15 protein-coding genes are annotated in these 16,726 nt (G+C 71.1%); 8 read left to right on the top strand and 7 right to left on the bottom strand.

Features of this window, described 5'->3' with window-relative positions; genetic code table 11:
* Window positions 1–10: 10 nt before the first annotated feature.
* Both ABT08_RS07295 and ABT08_RS07290 read left to right on the top strand, forming a co-directional pair.
* The gene (locus tag ABT08_RS07295; protein WP_288114412.1) at window positions 11–1,072 is read left to right on the top strand and encodes a winged helix DNA-binding domain-containing protein; all 1,062 of its coding nucleotides are present in this window, start codon (window positions 11–13) and stop codon (window positions 1,070–1,072) included.
* Between the two features lie 28 nt (window positions 1,073–1,100).
* Window positions 1,101–2,024: a DUF4436 family protein gene (locus ABT08_RS07290; protein WP_056207893.1), complete on the top strand. Its 924-nt coding sequence runs from the start codon at window positions 1,101–1,103 to the stop codon at window positions 2,022–2,024.
* A gap of 45 nt (window positions 2,025–2,069) precedes the next feature.
* Here ABT08_RS07290 and ABT08_RS07285 read toward each other — a convergent pair whose 3' ends face one another.
* The gene (locus tag ABT08_RS07285; RefSeq protein WP_045248211.1) at window positions 2,070–3,509 is read right to left on the bottom strand and encodes a helix-turn-helix transcriptional regulator; all 1,440 of its coding nucleotides are present in this window, start codon (window positions 3,507–3,509) and stop codon (window positions 2,070–2,072) included.
* Window positions 3,510–3,636: 127 nt separating this feature from the next.
* Between ABT08_RS07285 and ABT08_RS07280 the strand changes: the two genes are divergently transcribed.
* Window positions 3,637–5,511: a phosphoenolpyruvate carboxykinase (GTP) gene (locus tag ABT08_RS07280; RefSeq protein ID WP_056207895.1), complete on the top strand. Its 1,875-nt coding sequence runs from the start codon at window positions 3,637–3,639 to the stop codon at window positions 5,509–5,511.
* A 93-nt stretch (window positions 5,512–5,604) separates the two neighbouring features.
* Here the strand turns inward: ABT08_RS07280 and ABT08_RS07275 are convergent, their stop codons facing one another.
* A complete protein-coding gene (locus ABT08_RS07275) occupies window positions 5,605–6,639 on the bottom strand; it encodes a hypothetical protein (RefSeq protein WP_056207898.1) in 1,035 nt (344 codons plus the stop codon).
* Window positions 6,640–6,708: 69 nt separating this feature from the next.
* On the opposite strand from ABT08_RS07275, the gene ABT08_RS07270 reads away from it, so the two are divergent.
* A complete protein-coding gene (locus tag ABT08_RS07270; RefSeq protein ID WP_162237836.1) occupies window positions 6,709–7,314 on the top strand; it encodes a TetR/AcrR family transcriptional regulator in 606 nt (201 codons plus the stop codon).
* A 12-nt stretch (window positions 7,315–7,326) separates the two neighbouring features.
* Here ABT08_RS07270 and ABT08_RS07265 read toward each other — a convergent pair whose 3' ends face one another.
* A complete protein-coding gene (locus ABT08_RS07265; RefSeq protein WP_288114409.1) occupies window positions 7,327–9,228 on the bottom strand; it encodes an ABC transporter ATP-binding protein in 1,902 nt (633 codons plus the stop codon).
* Between the two features lie 145 nt (window positions 9,229–9,373).
* Between ABT08_RS07265 and ABT08_RS07260 the strand changes: the two genes are divergently transcribed.
* Genes ABT08_RS07260 through ABT08_RS07250 form a run of 3 tightly spaced genes read left to right on the top strand, consistent with a single transcriptional unit; the run spans window position 9,374 to window position 11,978 of the window.
* The gene (locus ABT08_RS07260; protein ID WP_056207900.1) at window positions 9,374–10,315 is read left to right on the top strand and encodes an ABC transporter ATP-binding protein; all 942 of its coding nucleotides are present in this window, start codon (window positions 9,374–9,376) and stop codon (window positions 10,313–10,315) included.
* Window positions 10,312–11,163 carry an ABC transporter permease gene (locus tag ABT08_RS07255; RefSeq protein WP_056207903.1) on the top strand — a complete coding sequence of 284 codons (852 nt, stop codon included), beginning with the start codon at window positions 10,312–10,314 and terminating at the stop codon, window positions 11,161–11,163. Before ABT08_RS07260 ends, ABT08_RS07255 begins: the two co-directional genes overlap by 4 nt.
* Complete coding sequence (locus ABT08_RS07250) at window positions 11,160–11,978, top strand: ABC transporter permease (protein ID WP_056207906.1); 819 nt, start codon at window positions 11,160–11,162, stop codon at window positions 11,976–11,978. Before ABT08_RS07255 ends, ABT08_RS07250 begins: the two co-directional genes overlap by 4 nt.
* Window positions 11,979–12,048: 70 nt before the next feature.
* On the opposite strand, the gene ABT08_RS07245 is transcribed toward ABT08_RS07250, so the two are convergent.
* On the bottom strand, window positions 12,049–13,530 hold the full coding sequence (locus ABT08_RS07245; protein ID WP_056518651.1) for an MFS transporter: 1,482 nt from the start codon (window positions 13,528–13,530) through the stop codon (window positions 12,049–12,051).
* A 204-nt stretch (window positions 13,531–13,734) separates the two neighbouring features.
* Here ABT08_RS07245 and ABT08_RS07240 point away from each other — a divergent pair, with 204 nt between their 5' ends.
* Window positions 13,735–14,181: a DUF2269 family protein gene (locus ABT08_RS07240; RefSeq protein WP_056207911.1), complete on the top strand. Its 447-nt coding sequence runs from the start codon at window positions 13,735–13,737 to the stop codon at window positions 14,179–14,181.
* A gap of 45 nt (window positions 14,182–14,226) precedes the next feature.
* Here ABT08_RS07240 and ribH read toward each other — a convergent pair whose 3' ends face one another.
* The 3 genes from ribH to ABT08_RS07225 are packed head-to-tail and all read right to left on the bottom strand — an operon-like array spanning window position 14,227 to window position 16,657.
* A complete protein-coding gene (ribH, locus tag ABT08_RS07235; RefSeq protein WP_045248220.1) occupies window positions 14,227–14,706 on the bottom strand; it encodes a 6,7-dimethyl-8-ribityllumazine synthase in 480 nt (159 codons plus the stop codon).
* On the bottom strand, window positions 14,703–16,001 hold the full coding sequence (gene ribA / locus ABT08_RS07230) for a GTP cyclohydrolase II (protein WP_045248221.1): 1,299 nt from the start codon (window positions 15,999–16,001) through the stop codon (window positions 14,703–14,705). The genes ribH and ribA overlap by 4 nt, the downstream gene beginning before the upstream one ends.
* Window positions 15,998–16,657 (bottom strand): riboflavin synthase, encoded by a 660-nt coding sequence (locus ABT08_RS07225; RefSeq protein ID WP_045248222.1) that lies wholly within the window; start codon window positions 16,655–16,657, stop codon window positions 15,998–16,000. Before ABT08_RS07225 ends, ribA begins: the two co-directional genes overlap by 4 nt.
* Window positions 16,658–16,726: the final 69 nt, after the last annotated feature.

Raw genomic sequence — 16,726 nt, 5'->3', positions numbered from 1 at the left:
GACTGACGCGGTGGCATCCGTCGACCTGATCGAGCACCGCCTGCGCTCGCACCTGCTCGCCGCGCCCGAGGGCGGGGTGGTGGCGGCGGCACGTCACATGGTCGCGACCCAGGCGCAGGAGTGGTGGGCCGGGCGGTGGGGACTCGCACTGCGCACCTCGGGCACGCCGGGCGCGGCCGCGGTCGACAGTGCGTTCGACGACGGCCTGCTCGTGCGCTCGTGGACGCAGCGCGGCACCCTTCACATCGTCGCGGCGGGCGACCTGCGCTCGTTCCTCGCCCTCACCGCCGATCGTCAGCATGCCCAGGCCGCGAGCGTGCACCGCAGCCGCGGGATCGACGCGGCTGTGATCGCCCGCGTCGAGCGCTCCGTGCACCGCGCGCTCGCCGATGCGGGCCGCCTGTCGCGCGCCGAGCTGTTCGACGTGATGCGTGCCGACGGCCTCGACACGGGCGACATGCGTGGCTCGCTCCTCCTTCAGGCGCTGAGCCTGCGCGGTCTGATCTGCCAGGGACCGACCCGCCCGGAGCCCGATGGGCTGTCCCGCGAGCAGTGGTTCGTGCTCGTCGACGACGTCGTCCCCGACGGGAAGGCCGCCGACCTCGCGACGCTGTTCACCCGCTTCGTCCACGGGCACGGTCCGGCGTCCAGCCGCGATTTCGCCTGGTGGATGGGGCTCACACGCACCGCCGCGCGCGCCGCCGCGCTCGCGGCGATCGATGTGGAGAGGCTCGACGACGACTTGTGGGCGCCGCTGCTCACACCCCGCGACCCCGCGGCGCCCGACCTCGTCGCCCTCCCCGCCTTCGACGAGTACGTGCTGTCGTACGTCGATCGCAGCGCGGTGTGCGCGCCGGAGGATCTGAGCGCGGTGGGACCCACGGCCAACGGCGTGCTGAGTCCCGTGCTGCTGCATCGGGGCCGCGTCATCGGCACGTGGACCCACTCTCGCGCCCGCGGTCGTCTCGCCCAACGCCCGGTCGCGACGCTCTTCGCCACCGCCGCCGATCAGGTCGCGCCGGGCGAGATCGAGGCCGCACTCTCCCGCTACACCGGGTTCCTCGGCGGGTGAGGGGTCCGCCGTCTGACACACTGATCGCGTGAGCACCGAGACCGGCGCGGACGCGCCCGCGGCCCCCGCCCCTGCGCCGCGCCGACGCCGCGGGCTTCTCTGGATCGCCGTCGGCGCGGTCGTGGTGGTCGCGGTCTACGTGACCGTCGCCGTGCTCTACGCGATCAGCGCGGCCGGCTCGACGTCGACCCCGATCAGCGCGGCGAACCCGCAGGCGGTCGTGGTGCTCAGCCCGCAGTCGATGGATGCCGCCGGCAACCGTCTCACCCTGTCGATCGACGTGCAGCCGGGGGAGTCGCTCACCGGCGGCGGCCTGTTCCTGACGAAGCCGCTCACGCTGCTCATCAGCGATGTCGACGGTCCGCGCACGATCACCTTCGCGGCGGGGCAGGCTCCGTCTGTCGTGAGCGTCAAGGTGATCACGTCCGGGCTCGTCGAGCAGTGGCCCTTCGATCGATACGCGGTGTCGCAGATGAACATCGCCCTCGCGCAGACCGCCGACGACGGCACGACACTGCACACCGTGCCGGTCAGCTGGCAGGTGTCCGACCGGGTGCCCGGCTGGAACGTCGAGTTCCGCGGTCAGCCCGATTCCACGAACGACGAGGTGTTGGTGACGGATGTCGCCGCCTCCCGTTCCGCGTCGACGGTGGCGTTCGCGATCGTCCTGATCACCCTCATGCTGGTGCTGCCCGCTCTCGCCCTCACGGTCGCGATCTCGGCCTTCCGGGGGCGTCGCAAGACGGAGGCGACCCTGCTCAGCTGGATCGGCGCGATGCTGTTCGCGATCGTGCCGCTGCGCGGCTTCTTCCCCGGCTCCCCTCCGATCGGGTCGTGGGTCGACTACCTCGTCGTGCTGTGGGTGGTCGCGGGGCTCATCGCCGCGCTCGTCGTGTTCGTCGCGGCATGGATGCGCTGGGTGCCGGGGGCCGGCGAGCGACCGGTGCGCTAAGGCATCCTGGTCGTCTCCGGCGGGTACGCTCCCGGGTCGGGGTGATCAGCCGCCCGCGTGCCGTTCGAGGAATGCATACACCTCGGAGTCGTCGATGCCGGGGAACAGGCCCGTCGGCAGCGGCGAGAACATCTGCATGTGCACGCGTGCGCTCGGCCAGGCCTTGCCGACCCAGCGGGCGGCGACCTCGTCGGCCGGGCGGCGGCAGCACGACTCGTCGGGGCAGCGCGACACGGCGCGCTTCTGCGTCTCACGGCCGCGGAACCAGCGGGCGTCGTCGAACGGCACGCCCACGGTGATGGAGAACTCGCCATCGGAGGTGGACCCCGTCTGCGTCGAGCACCAGTAGGTGCCGGCGGGGGTGTCGGTGTACTGGTAGTGCTCGACGGTGCGGTTCTGCTCGGCGAACGCCGACCGTGCCGAGAACCACCGGCAGACGACCTGACCCTCGACGGCGCCGGTCACGTCCATCGGCAGCGGCAGGTCGTCGTTCTCGTAGACGCGGGAGACGGCGCCGGCGCCGTCGACGCGCAGGAAGTGCAGCGGGATCTCGAAGTGCCGCGTGAGGAGGTTGGTCATGCGCATCCCGGCGGCCTCGTGGGTGACGCCGAACGCATCGCGGAAGTCCTCGACGGCGAGGTTCCGGTCCTTCTTCGCCTGCTGCAGGAACGCGACCGACTGCGTCTCGGGCATGAGCGCGCACGCCGCGTAGTAGTTGATCTCGAGTCGCTGCTGCAGGAAGTCGGCGTAGTCGGTGGGCGGCTTGTGGCCGAGCAGGCGGTGCGCCATGGCCTGCAGCGCCATCGACCGCAGGCCGTGGCCGCCCGGGATCGAGGCGGGCGGCAGGTAGATGCGGCCGTTCTCGAGGTCGGTGACCGAGCGCGCCGAGTGCGGCAGATCGCTCACGTAGATCAGCTCGAAGCCCAGCTGCTCGGCCATGATGCTCACCGTGCGGTGGGTGAGGGCGCCGCCGTGGTGGCCCGCCGCCTTGAGCTGCTTCTCGGCGAGACGCTCGATGTCGCCGAGATAGTTGTCCTGGTCCCGCATCCGCAGGCGCAGGTCGGTGTTCGCGCGCCGCGCCTCCTCGGGGGTGGCGATCGTGGCGCGCTCACGGCGCTGCAGCTCCCGGTGGAGGCCGAGGATCGTCTCGATCGTCTCGTCGGGGAGCCCCTTGGACACCTTCACCGGCGGAATGCCGAGCTGGCGGAACAGATGGCCTCCCTGCGCCCGCTCCAGCTCGATCTCGAGCGCTGCCCGTCGGTTCGGCGGCTCGCTCGAGAGGAGGTCGGAGAGCTGGCTGTCGGTCGCGTCGGCGATCTGCTGCAGCAGGGAGAGCTTGGGCTCGCGCTTCCCGTTCTCGATGAGGCTGAGGTGGCTGCCGGCGACGCCGACGAGTGCGCCGAGCTCGTCGAGGGTGAGCCCCTTCTCGGAGCGACGGTGTCGGATGCGGTGCCCCAGGGTGGACAGCTCGATCGAGGTCGCCATTGTTTGAGTATACGGAAAGAACGCATCTTCTTTCGCCGAAAACGTGGGAAAAGAGTGCGCGCTCCTCCGTGAGAGTGGAGGCACGACCCGTCCACGACACCGACCGTCACGACACGAGGAGCGCGCCATGGCCCTGGCTGAGACCTTCACCCCGACCGCATCCGGCACCCGCGCCGGCGGCGTCGCCGCCTTCGGGCAGCGACCCGAGGCATCCGGCCCCGCCGTCGAGAAGCTCTATGCCTGGGTCGACGAGCTCACCGCGCTGCTCAAGCCCGAGCGGGTGCACTGGGTCGACGGATCGCGCGCCGAGAACGAGGCCCTGCTGCGCGAGCAGGTCGCCGAGGGCAAGCTCATCAAGCTCAACCCCGAGTGGCGGCCGGGCTCCTACCTCGCCCGCTCGCACCCCAGCGATGTCGCCCGCACCGAGGGGCGCACCTTCATCGCCTCCGAGAAGGAGGAGGACGCCGGACCCACGAACAACTGGGTCGCGCCGGCCGAGATCCGCACGACCCTCACGGGCCTGTTCGACGGGGCGATGCGGGGCCGCACGCTCTACGTCGTGCCGTTCTCGATGGGTGCCGTCGGCGGACCCCTCTCCCACATCGGCGTGCAGCTGACCGACAGCGCCTACGCGGTCACCTCGATCGGCATCATGACCCGCGTCGGCGCGGAGGTCGTCGAGCAGATCGCCGCCGGCGCTGCGTGGGTCAAGACGGTGCACTCGGTGGGTGCCCCGCTCGAGCCCGGTCAGGCGGATGTCGCGTGGCCGTGCAACGACGACAAGTACATCGTGCACTTCCCCGACACCCTCGAGGTGTGGTCGTACGGCTCGGGGTACGGCGGCAACGCGATCCTCGCGAAGAAGTGCTTCGCGCTGCGCATCGCCTCGGTCATCGGACGCGACGAGGGCTGGCTCGCCGAGCACATGCTGCTCATCCGCGTCATCAGCCCCGAGGGCAAGGCCTACCACGTGGCCGCCGCGTTCCCGTCGGCCTGTGGCAAGACGAACCTCGCCATGCTGCGGCCGACGATCCCCGGCTGGCGCGTCGAGACCCTCGGCGACGACATCGCGTGGCTGCGTCCCGGGGAGGACGGCCGGCTCTGGGCGATCAACCCCGAGGCGGGCTTCTTCGGTGTCGCGCCGGGCACCGGCGAGTCGACCAACGTCACCGCGGTGGAGACCCTGTGGGGCAACACGATCTTCACGAACGTGGCGCTGCGTCCCGACGGCGACGTGTGGTGGGAGGGTCTGACCGACCAGCCGCCGGCAGAGCTGACCGACTGGGAGGGCAACGCGTGGACCCCGGCGTCGGGCCGGCCGGCCGCGCACCCGAACTCGCGTTTCACTGTCTCGGCCGCGCAGTGCCCGCAGATCGCCCCCGACTGGGATGCTGCGGAGGGCGTGCCGCTCGACGCGATCCTGTTCGGCGGGCGCCGGGCGACGAACGTGCCGCTCGTGGTCGAGGCCACCGACTGGACGCACGGCGTCTTCCTCGGCTCGACGATCTCGTCGGAGCGCACCGCCGCCGCCGAGGGCACCGTCGGCGAGCTGCGCCGCGACCCGTTCGCGATGCTGCCGTTCTGCGGCTACAACATGGCCGACTACTTCGGCCACTGGATCGAGGTGGGGCAGAAGCTCCGCTTCGACCGTGCGCCGCGCATCTTCCAGGTGAACTGGTTCCGTCGGGGCGCCGACGGCCGGTTCCTGTGGCCGGGCTTCGGAGACAACGCCCGTGTCATCGACTGGATCATCCGTCGCGTCGAGGGCAGCGTCCCCGCCGTGTCGAGCCCCATCGGTCGCCTCCCGCGCACCGATGACCTGAACCTCGAGGGCATCGAGGTGCCCGATGAGGACCTGGCCGAACTGTTCTCGATCGACCGCGACTCGTGGCTGACCGAGGCCGATCTCACGGAGCAGTTCTACGCCACCTTCGGTGGCCGGGTTCCGGCGGCGCTCCAGTCGGAGCTGTCGTCGCTGCGCTACCGCCTCAAGAGCGCGTAGCTCTCGCCCTCCCGGGCACGAACGGACCCCCGTCGATCGCGCGACGGGGGTCCGTTGCGTCCGTGCCGCCCGGGTGGTCGGCGCGGTGATCGTTCAGGCGGCGGGCTCGAGCGTGGCGGCCGGAACATGCATGCCGGGCCGCGAGCGGAAGTGGCCGGCGACCGTCAGCACGACGCCGAGCACGACCCACCCGCCGAGCACCAGCCACTGAGCGGTGGCGTCGGCATCGGGGAAGTAGCTGAGCCCGCGCAGCAGCCAGGACGCCGCGCCGGGCACCAGGTACTGCCCGATCGCGCCCCAGGGGGCCACGAGGAACTGCCACGGCATGGTCGCGCCCGAGATCGGGTTCGCGAACAGGATGGTGACCACGGCGCCGATGCCGATGCCGGCGGGGCCGAAGAGCGATGCGCACCCGACGACGAAGGCGGATGTCGCGGCGATCGCGAGGGCGATGGCGGCGGCGTTGAGCAGGAAGTCGCCCTGCAGGTAGCCGAACCAGGTCTGCAGCACCACGGCGAGGAGGAGCCCGACCCCGACGCCGTACGCGAGGAGCGCCGTGAGGCGGCGGAGAGGACCGACCACGAGCAGCGAGATGAGCACGCCGCCCAGCATGCCGCCGAGGGTCAGTGGGAACGCGGCGGCGGCGAGGCCGGTGCCGGACGGGTCGCTGTCCGACAGCGGCACGACGGCGGTCACGGCGACCTGCGGCACGGTGGGCGCGCCGGCGGCGTGCGCCTGCTGGCTGAGCTGGGCCTGCAGCTGCGCCGCGAGGCCGGTGAGCAGCTGGGTGGGCACGGCTCCCGCGGCGGGGGCGGTCAGCACCTCGGGGGCGGCGGTCGCCGACAGCACGATCGCACCGTAGGTCGCCCGCGTCTCGATCTGGTGCACGGCGTCCTCGCGCTCGGTCGCGGCCACGAAGGTGATGCTGTCGCCGCGGGCGGCCACGGCGTCCTCGATCGCGGTGACCGCGGCGTCCGGGCCGCTGATGCCGATCGGGAGGTCATGGGCGCTGGCGGTCTTGGTGGGCCAGAGGAAGGCGAGCACGACGACCCCGACGACGAGGGCGCCGATGAGCCCGAAGGCGAGCGAGAGTGTCCAGCGGGTGTGCGGACGGACCGGAGCGGCCATGGGGATCCCCTCTAAAAAGAACATCTGATCTGTTTGAGATCACCATAGCAGAACGCCTATTCTGTGTACGTGCCCCGCTTGAAAGAGGAGACCCGCCTCGCCCGCCGCCGCGAGATCGCCGAGGCGGCCCTGCGGTGCTTCGCCCGTCAGGGGTTCGCCGCGACATCCATGGCCGACATCATCGCCGAGTCGGGGCTGTCCGCCGGATCCATCTACTCGCACTACGACAGCAAGGCGGCGCTCGTGCATGAGGCCGCCAAGGAGATCCTCGACGACAGGTTCCGTCAGGTCGTCGCGGCGATCGACCTCGACGGCACCGCGACGATCAGCCCCGGCCGGCTCTTCCTCGCGGTCGTGGAGACGATGTTCGTCGCGAGCGCGGGGCCGGTGCTGCTGCGTGTGTGGGCCGAGATGCCCGTCGACCCGGAGCTCGCCGCGGTCGGCGTGAAGAACGTCGGGTTCATGCGCGCCCGCGTCTCCGAGCTGCTCGTGCCCTGGGTCGGCGCCCGCGCCGGCGCTGAGCTCACCGCCGACGATCCCCTCGTCGGCCGCACCGCCGACCTCGTCATCGCCGCCGTGCAGGGACTTCTCGTCCGTGCCGCGTTCGACGAGCCCGAGACGCTCGCCGCACTGCGTCAGACCCTGGCGCGCGCGCTCGACACCGCCGAGGTGTGAGGCGGCTGCCGCTCAGACCAGCAGCTGGTGCTTCGCCAGGTCTCGGTAGAGCGGCGTGGACGCCACGAGCTCCGAGTGGGTGCCGACCCCGACGACCTCGCCGCGATCCATCACGACGATGAGGTCGCTGTCGACCACCGTCGACAGGCGGTGCGCGATGACGACGAGCGTGCGACCGGTGGCGACCGCGTCGATGGCCTCCCGCATGCGCTGCTCGTTGAGACCGTCGAGCGACGACGTCGACTCGTCGAGCAGCAGGATCGGGGGAGCGGCCAGCAGTGCGCGGGCGATCGCGAGGCGCTGGCGCTCGCCGCCCGACAGCATCACTCCCGCCTCGCCGACCTGCGCATCGAGCCCCTCGGCACTGCGGTCGAGCACGTCGCCGAGGTTCACCGCCCGCAGCACCGCCTCGCACGCCTCGTCGGTCGCGTCGGGGGAGGCGAGGCGCAGGTTGTCGCCGATCGAGCCCGCGAGGGTCGGGGCATCCTGCTCGACATAGCCGAGCCGCGCGCGCAGCGCGGTGCGATCGTGCAGGCGCACATCCACCCCGTCGACCAGCACCGCACCGCCCGTCGCGTCGTAGAACCGCTCGATGAGCGCGAGCGTCGTCGACTTCCCGGCGCCCGAGGGGCCGACCAGCGCGACGCGCGATCCCCGCGGCACCCGGAAGCTCACCCCGCGCAGCACCTGCGCGCCCGCCTCGTCCCCCTCGTCCTCGATCGCCGACGCATCCACCCGCACGCTCGCCAGCGCCCGCCGTGCCTCGCCCTCGGCCCGGCGGCGGGTCGCGACGACGGCATCGGGATAGGAGAAGTGCACGTCGCGGAACTCGACGGCGGGGGCGGATGCCGCGGCATCCGCATCATCGACGACGACGCCCGCGGCGCGCTGCGCGTCGTCGGCGTCCTCGGTGGGGAGGTCGAGCACCTCCTGGATGCGTCCGAGGGCGCCGAGCGCTTGGTTGATCGACAGGATCGCGCCCACGAACGTGCCGAGGGGAGCCACCAGCAGGAAGAGGAACATGATGAACGCCACGAGGTTGGCGATGCCGAGATCGCCGGAGGCGACGCGCAGGCCGCCGACCCCGAGCACCACGAGCAGGGAGACCTGCAGCGCGATGCCCGCGACCGGAACCACGAGCGCCGATACCTTCGCGATGCGCACCCCCACGGTGTACGCCTCGTCGGCGAGGCGGGTGACGCTCGCCGTCTCCCGCTCGGTCGCGCCCGCCGCCCGCACGGTGCGGATCGACCCGATCGCGCGCTCGACGCCCGAGGCCAGCTCGCCGACCTTCGCCTGCTGCGCACGCGTCGCGACCCGGATGCGCCCCGAGAGCACCACGACAGCGCCGATCGACGCGCCCAACACGATGACGATCAGAAGCAGCAGCACCGGGTCGATGACCGCCATCGCGATGAGCGCCCCGAGGAAGATGAGGGCGTTGCCGACGGCGTCCGCGAGGCCCTGCGTGAGCACCGCATAGAGAAGAGTCGTGTCGGTGCCGACCCGCGAGACGAGATCGCCGGTGCGGCGGGCGTCGAACTCGGCGATCGGGAGCCGCAGGATGCGGGCGATGAGCCGGCGGCGGCTGGATGCGACGACCGCGGTGCCGGTGCGCTGCAGCAGATAGTGCTGGTACCCGGAGATGAGCGACGTCACGACGACGAGCGCCACGATGGCCCAGACGAGCGGGCCGAGCCCGGTGCCCGACTGCACCTCGGCGATCACCTGCTGCACGACGAGCGGCTGGGCGAGCGTGGTCACCGCGCCGACGACGCTCAGCAGCGCGACGGCGATGAGGGTGCCGCGGTGGTCGGCGAGGAAGGGGAGGAGCTGCCGCACGCTCGCGCGCGGACCGTCGTCCTTCGACGGACGGGTGAACGGGCTGCGACGCGGGGTGGCGGGTGCGGACATGACTTCCTCATCGGTCTCGGCCGGCGCCCCCACGCGCCCGACGGGCGCCTCGGGGGATGCGGCACCGCTCACGAGTATCGCCCCGCACCGGGTCCCGCTCACAATCGACCCGGCGATGTCGCCGCCGCGGGCTACGGTGGATCGCGTGCCAACCCCCGTGATCACCGCTCAGAACCTCGCCAAGTCCTACCGCGTCAAGGGCAAGCCCGACTTCGTCGCCGTCGACGGACTCAGCTTCGAGGTCACGGCCGGGGAGTCGTTCGGGTTGTTGGGGCCGAACGGGGCGGGCAAGTCGACCACCATGAAGATGGTCGGCGCCGTGTCGTCGCGCACCGGGGGGAGTCTCAGCATCCTGGGGCTCGATCCCGACCGCTACGGACCCGAGATCCGCTCGCGCCTGGGCGTCGTGCCCCAGCAGGACAACCTCGACGCCGAGCTCAACGCGCGCGAGAACCTCTACATCTACGGCCGCTACTTCGGCCTGCCGGGAAAGGTCTGCCGCGAGCGCGCCGAGGAGCTGCTCTCGTTCGCGCAGCTCGAGGACAAGGCCACCGCCAAGGTCGATCAGCTCTCCGGTGGCATGAAGCGCCGCCTCACCATCGCCCGGGCTCTTATCAACGAGCCGCGCATCCTGCTGCTCGACGAGCCGACGACCGGCCTCGACCCGCAGGCGCGCCATGTGCTGTGGGACCGGCTGTTCCGGCTGAAGGAGCAGGGCACGACTCTCGTGCTGACGACCCACTACATGGACGAGGCCGAGCAGCTGTGCGACCGCCTGGTCGTCGTCGACAAGGGCCGCATCATGGCCGAGGGGTCGCCCGCGACCCTCATCCGCGAGCATTCGAGTCGCGAGGTGCTCGAGGTGCGCTTCGGCTCGGACCGCAACGAGCAGGTCGCGCCGCAGCTGGCCGGCATCGGCGATCGCGTCGAGGTGCTGCCCGACCGCATCCTCATCTACGCCGACGACGGCGAGGCGGCCCTCGAGCGCATCCACGCCCTGGGACTCGAACCCGTCACCTCGCTCGTGCGCCGCTCGTCGCTCGAGGACGTCTTCCTGCGCCTCACCGGACGGTCGCTGGTCGAATGAGCGAGCTGAGAACCACCCCGACCCTCGACGAGCTGCGCGACGAGGCGCTCGCCTGGGGGCGCACGCCCCGGCGGGCGGGCACCCTGTTCGTGCTCGAGCACTGGCTGCGCGCCATGCGCGCGTACGGCTGGACGATCGTCGTCAACGCGATCGGGCAGCCCATCGTCTACCTGCTCGGCCTCGGCCTCGGCCTCGCCGCGCTCATCGCGGTGCCGATCGACGACGGCACGCAGCACGTGCGCTACGTCGTGTTCGTCGCGCCCGCCCTGCTGGTCACCGCGGCCGTCGCCGTGGCATCCGAGGAGTCGACCTATCCGGTGATGGCGGGCTTCAAATGGCGTCGCTACTTCTTCGGGTTCAACGCCGCGCCGCTCTCGCCCCGGCAGATCGTGAACGGCGTCGCCGCCGGCGCCTGCGTGCGCATGTTCATCGTCGTTGCCGCGTACTACGTGATCATCTGGGTGTTCCAGGCCGTGCCGCACCCCGAGACCGGGTGGCTATCGATCATCGCCGGCGTGCTCGGCGGGCTCGCCTTCGGCGCCCCCCTCATGGCCTACGCGGCCTCCATCGAAGACGACCGCGGCCAGTTCGCGCTCGTGCAGCGGTTCATCTTCATGCCGCTGTTCCTGTTCTCCGGCACGTTCTACCCGCTCGGTAACGTCGGCTGGCTGCAGTGGATCGGGTGGCTCTCGCCGGTGTGGCACGCCTCGGAGCTCTCCCGCATGGTGACCTACGGGCGGGCGATCGAGCCGTGGCTGATCGCCGTGCATCTCGGCTACCTCGTGGTGCTGGCTGCGGTCGGCCTGCTCGCGGCGCACCACTTCTTCGGACGGAGGCTCTCGCGATGACCAGCACCGTCGCCTCCGCACCCGTGCGCGCCGGCAGCGTGCGGGCCCTCTGGGCCGGCAACCCGCAGTCCGTCGTGCAGCGCGGTCTGCTCTCGGCGCGGTCGTCGAGCTGGGTGGTCGTGCTCTCCGGCTTCTTCGAGCCCGTCTTCTATCTGCTCGCGATGGGCGTCGGACTCGGCTCCCTCATCCCGGGTGTCACGGTCAACGGCCAGAGCGTCGCGTACGCCGCCTACATCGCCCCGGCACTCCTCGCGGTGTCGGCGATGAACGGCGCCATCTACGACTCGACGTGGAACGTCTTCTTCAAGATGAACTACGGCAAGCTCTACGAGGGCATGCTGGCCACATCTCTCGGCCCGCTCGACGTCGCGCTCGGCGAGATCCTCTACGCGCTGCTGCGGGGGCTCCTCTACGCCTGCGGCTTCATGGTGATCATGCAGGTGCTCGGGCTCAATCTCTCGTTCACCGCGCTCCTCGCCCTCCCCGCGGTGCTGCTGATCGCGTTCGGGTTCGCGAGCGTCGGCATGGCGGTCACGAGCTACATGAAGACCTTCCAGCAGATGGACTGGATCAACTTCGTGCTGCTGCCGATGTTCCTGTTCTCGGCGACGTTCTTCCCGCTGTCGGTCTACCCCGAGCCGGTGCAGTGGATCGTGCAGGCGTTCCCGCTGTGGCACGGCGTCGAGCTCATCCGCGGGCTCACCACCGGCATCCTCACCCCGGCGATGCTCATCCACGTCGGCTACTTCGTGGCGATGATCACCGTCGGGCTCGTCTTCACCACGACGCGACTGCGCGCGCTGTTCCTCGACTGACGTCGCACAGAACGCGGATGCCGCGGGGCGCCCGGCCCCGCGGCACCCGCGTTCTGTCGTGGTGTGCGGTTCAGAGGGAACCCGTCGATCCCACGCCGATGTTGTCGTCGTACGAGGCGTCCTTCGTCTCGCGCGACAGGAGCAGCGCGATGAGGGTGAGCACGGAGCATCCGGTCAGATACAGCCCGACGAGCCACGGCGAACCGCCCGCCGCGGCCCAGAGGGCCACCGCCACGATGGGGGCGAGCGCGGCGCCGAGGATCGACGACACGTTGTACGAGATCGCCGAGCCCGTGTAGCGCACGTTCGTGGGGAACAGCTCCGGCAGGATCGCGCCCATCGGGCCGAAGGTCGAGCCCATCAGCACGAAGCCGAACACGAGGAACGCCTGCGTGAGCGCCCCGGTGAGCTTCGGGTCGGCGTACGGCGCGAGGAACACCGAGAAGGTGAGGCCGAACACGATGATGCCGACCGTCACCCAGATCAGCAGCTTGCGGCGTCCAATCGCGTCGGCGAGGGGGCCGGAGATCAGCGTGAAGATGCCGAAGAAGACCACGCCGATGATCTGCATGATGACGAAGTCGGTGTAGGCGAAGCCTTGGCCGGGCACATAGCTCGCGGCGAACGCCGCGGGATCGAACACCTTGCCGGCCGCCTCCGCGGCCTTCTGTGCGGCCGCGCTCGCCGTCGCGAGAGTGGCCTTGGTGCCGTACGAGAGGGTGAAGCTCGTCATCAGGTAGAAGAGCACGTAGGTCGCCAGCATGATGAACGTGCCGAGCACCAGGTGCCACCAGTGGCGCCGCAGCACCTCGCCGAGCGGGAACTTGCGGATCGCGCCGGTCTTCTCGGCCTTCGTGAACGTCTCCGACTCGACCAGACGCAGACGCACCCACAGGCCGATGATGACCATGACGGCGGAGAAGAGGAACGGCACGCGCCATCCCCAGCTGAGGAAGGCCTCCGAGCGCTGCGCGCCGCCGTCGGGGTGGGGCAGGGCGAAGTTGATGACCAGGAACACGCCGTTGGCGATGATGAAGCCGATGGGGGCGCCCAGCTGCGGGAAGGTGCCGTACCAGGCACGCTTGCCGGCGGGTGCGTTCTCGGTGGCCACGAGGGCAGCGCCCGACCACTCCCCGCCGAGCGCGAAGCCCTGCGCGAGGCGGAGGATCAGCAGCAGCACGGCCGCCCAGACGCCGATCTGGTTGAAGGTGGGCAGGCAGCCGATGAGGAACGTCGCGATGCCCATCGTGAGCAGCGACGTGACGAGGGTGGCCTTGCGGCCGAACCGGTCGCCGAAGTGGCCGAACACGACGGCGCCGATGGGTCGTGCGACCATCGCGGCGCCGAAGACGCCGAACGAGGCGAGCAGCGACGCGGTGTCGTTGCCGGTGGGGAAGAACAGCACCGGGAACACGAGCACCGCCGCCGTGGCGTACGCGTAGAAGTCGTAGAACTCGATCGTGGTGCCGATGAGGCTCGCCGTGATGACGCGCGAGCGCGGATTGGCGGGTGCGGGAGCGGAGGAAGGTGCGGACGAGACAGCCGTAGACATGCAAAACCTGCGTACAGAGAAGGGAGGAGGGGAGCGGTGCCGGAGGCGACGCACCTCGCGGGTGTGCGAGGGCCGGGACCGGGGCGCCACGGGATGGGTGACGCGGACCAGGTGTTCAGCCTACTCTTCGGCGACACCTGTCGGATTCGCGGTCCCCACCGTCCGGGGAGCGGCTCCAGCGATACCTTCACCTACGATGAAGGTATGGACACGCTTCTCGGAATCCTGCACGTCGGCACGGCCGTCTTCATCGTCGGACCGCTCGCGATCCTCCCGCACACCGCCCTGCGGGCGCTGCGCATCCGCAACGTCGACTCGGTGCGCACCCTCGCCACTTCGACGATGGTCTTCGCATGGCTGTCGTTGCTTACGTTCGTCTTCGGGTTCGGCGCCATGGGCATGGCCGATCCGAAGTATCAGCTGACGTTCACGACCCCGTGGATCCTGATCTCGATCATCCTGTACGCCGTCGCGTTCTTGCTGGCGGTGTTCCTGCTCGTCCCGCGCCTGCGCGCCGGGGCCGACGCCATCGAGGCGGCGGGGGCGGATGCCGCGGCGAAGCCCGCCGGCTACGGCGCGATCGCCGGCGTCAGCGGTGTGGTCACCCTGCTGCTCGTCGCGATCGTCGTGCTGATGATCTGGAAGCCCTGAGGCCCGTTCGGCGTCGCGCCCCTCGGCGCGCGACGCCGATCCGTGTCAGGCCCCGCGCAGCTCGCGCAGCGTGAGCGCGGTGCGCAGCGCGGCATCCGCCGCCTCGGCGCCCTTGTCCTCGGTCGACCCGGGGAGGCCCGCGCGGTCGATGCCCTGCTGTTCGTCGTCGAGGGTGAGCACCCCGAACCCGACCGGCTTCCCGGTGTCGAGCGCGACGCGGGTGAGCCCGTCGGTCGCGGCCGACGCGACGAAGTCGAAGTGCGGGGTCCCGCCGCGGATGATCACCCCGAGGGCGACGACCGCGTCGGCTCCGCTCGTGAGTGCGGCCTGAGCGACCACGGGAAGCTCGAACGACCCGGGCACCCGCACGAGGCGCCAGGTGGCGCCGGCGGCGTCGAGCGTGCGGGCCGCTCCGGCGATGAGTCCGTCGGTGATCGTCTCGTGCCACGTGCCGGCGATGACGACGACCTCGATGCCGGTCGCGTCGATCTGATCGGCGGTGCGCGGGGCGCCGTGTCCGCTCATCGGGCGTTCTCCTCGGTGCTGGGGGCCGCCTGGTGGGCGGCGGTGGTGGCGAGCGCCTCGGCGAGAGCGCCGTCGGCGATGATGTGACCCATGCGGTCGCGCTTGGTCTCGAGGTAGCCCTGGTTCGCGGGCCCGACCCCGACGATCAGCGGAACCTGCTCGACGACGTCGACGCCCAGGCGGCGCAGCTGCGCGACCTTGTCGGTGTTGTTCGTCAACAGCCGTACGCGCGCGACGCCGAGGTCCGAGAGGATGCCGGCGGCCGCCGCGTAGTCGCGGGCGTCGGCCGGGAGCCCCAGGGCGAGGTTCGCGTCGACGGTGTCGAGTCCGCGCTCCTGCAGGCTGTACGCGCGCAGCTTGTTGATGAGGCCGATCCCGCGACCCTCGTGGCCGCGCATGTAGATGACGATGCCGCCGTCCTGCTCGATGACGTCGAGGGCGGCGTCGAGCTGCGGGCCGCACTCGCACTTGAGCGAGCCGAACGCCTCGCCCGTGAGGCACTCGGAGTGCACGCGCACCAGCGGGGCCTCCTCGGTGAGCTCGCCCGAGACCACGGCGAGGTGGTCGGTGCCGCTGATGCGGTCGCGGTAGGCGAGGAAGCGGAACACGCCGTGTGACGTCGGCACGAGCGCCTCGGCGCGCAGACTGACGCGACGGCGCGGGCCGGAGGCCGCGGCATCCGTCGGCTCGACCTCGTCGAGATAGGCGATCAGCTGCTCGATCGTGATCACCGGCAGACCGTCGGTCTCGCCGAGCTCGAGCAGCCCGGGCAGTCGCATCATGCTGCCGTCGTCGGACACGATCTCGCAGATGCCGCCGACCGGGGGGAGCCCGGCGAGGCGCATCAGGTCGACAGCTGCCTCGGTGTGACCGGCGCGCTCGCGCACGCCGCCGTCGACGGCGCGCAGCGGCAGGATGTGGCCGGGGCGGATGACGCTCGACGGCGTCGACGCGGCGTCGGCCAGCACGTTGAGGGTGTGCGCGCGGTCCGAGGCGCTGATGCCCGTCGACTGGCGGTCTGCGGCGTCGACGCTGACCGTGTAGGCGGTGCCGCGGGCGTCCTGGTTGACCGGCACCATCGGGGGCAGGTCGAGGCGGTCGGCCCACTCGCCGGGGAGCGGGGCGCAGATGAATCCGCTGGAGTGGCGCACGATCCACGCGATCCACTCCGGGGTCGCGAGGGCGGCGGAGATGATCGCGTCGCCCTCGTTCTCGCGGTTCTCATCGTCGGCGACGATGACGGGCTTGCCCTGACGCAGGGCTTCGAGGGCTTCGGGAATGGTCGACAGGCTCATCGGGAGCCTCCTTCTTCGGGGGACGCAGCGGGGGTGATCGGGGCGCCGGCGGCCGGGAAGGCCAGCAGTCGGCGCACGTGGCGGGCGAGGATGTCTGTCTCGAGGTTCACCGCGTCGCCGACCGCGCGGCGGCCGAGCGTCGTCGCCTCGAGGGTCTCGGGGATGAGCGAGACCTCGAACCAGGGGACGGATGCCGCGGGCTCGCTGACCGCGCTCACGGTCAGGGACGTGCCGTCGACCGCGATCGATCCCTTGTCGACGACGAGGGGCGCGAGCTCGGTGGGCAGCGAGATGCGCAGCACGCGCCACTGGGCGCCCGGGCGCACCTCGAGCAGTGCGCCGGTGCCGTCGACGTGGCCCTGCACGATGTGGCCGCCCAGGCGTCCGCCCGCGCTCGTCGCGCGCTCGACGTTGACGGGGGTGCCGGCGCCGACGCCCGCGAGGGTCGTGACGTCGAGCGTCTGGCGCATCACGTCGGCGGTGAACCAGTCGTCGCCCTGGTCGATGACGGTGAGGCAGACGCCCGAGATCGCGATCGAGTCGCCGTGGTGCGCGTCGGACACCGCCGCGGGCGCCCGCACGGTGAACCGTGCGCCGTCGCCCGAGGGCGAGACATCCGTCACGGTGCCGATCTCTTCCACGATGCCGGTGAACATCAGCTCTCCTTCTCAGAGGTGGTCTCGGATGCCGCGGGCACCGCGACGACCAGCAGGTCGTCGCCGAGC

Origin of the sequence: Microbacterium sp. SCN 71-21, from assembly GCF_001725695.1 — a bacterium.
In the GTDB taxonomy this organism is placed as follows: Bacteria; Actinomycetota; Actinomycetes; order Actinomycetales; family Microbacteriaceae; genus Microbacterium; species Microbacterium ginsengisoli.
Note: the sequence above shows the minus strand (reverse complement) of the source record. Positions and strands in the feature narration are given on the sequence as shown.